Here is a 756-nt window from a genome sequence, read left to right as displayed (position 1 = left end):
CGCTCCAAGCCCAGGACATCCTCTGGGAGAAATCCTACGGAGGAAATCACTCCGAATACCTATTCGACGCACAGCCCACTCCCGACTACGGGTTCATACTCGCAGGAAGCTCACTATCCCAAAAGACCGGAAACAAGACCGAGGAAGCCGCAGGCGACCTCGACTACTGGGTATGGAAGATGGACGAAAAAGGAGAGCTCGACTGGCAGAAGGCCTTCGGGGGAGCCGGTGCCGACCTGCTGCAGGCCGTACGCCTGACAAAGGACGGGGGATTCATACTCGCCGGGACATCCGATTCCAAAAAGGGCGACCAGAAGAAGGATGACGGGTTCGGGAAGGAAGACTTCTGGATAATAAAGCTAAACGCCAAGGGCGGGGAACAGTGGCAGCGCACCATAGGGGGCGCCGGACAGGAACTCCTGCAGAGCATAGTGCCGACTTCCGACGGGGGCTACCTGCTGGCGGGATCCTCAAGTTCCGCAAAAAGCGAGAAGATCTTGGCAGGACAGCCCGACCCGTTCGGGAAGTCAGAAGCCGGGTTCGGCAACCTGGACTACTGGGCCGTGAAGCTCGATTCCGAAGGAAAGGTCGAATGGCAGAAGGCCTTCGGGGGGCAGTATGCCGACCAGCTACGCAGTGCCGTGCAGACACGGGACGGGGGATACCTCCTGGGAGGATCGTCCAACTCGCCAGAATCCGGAAACAAGTCCGAGAAGTGCTACGGGATGTCGGACTACTGGGTCATAAAGCTCGATG

The 756-nt window shown here is 58.9% G+C and carries 1 pseudogene; it reads left to right on the top strand.

Going from position 1 to position 756, the window contains the following annotated elements:
* Nucleotides 1-756 (top strand): annotated as a pseudogene (locus tag FJA49_RS18320) (T9SS type A sorting domain-containing protein); the annotation flags it as partial.

It is taken from the genome of Flavobacterium microcysteis (assembly GCF_006385255.1).
Classification (GTDB): Bacteria; Bacteroidota; Bacteroidia; order Flavobacteriales; family Flavobacteriaceae; genus Flavobacterium; species Flavobacterium microcysteis.
Note: the sequence above shows the minus strand (reverse complement) of the source record. Positions and strands in the feature narration are given on the sequence as shown.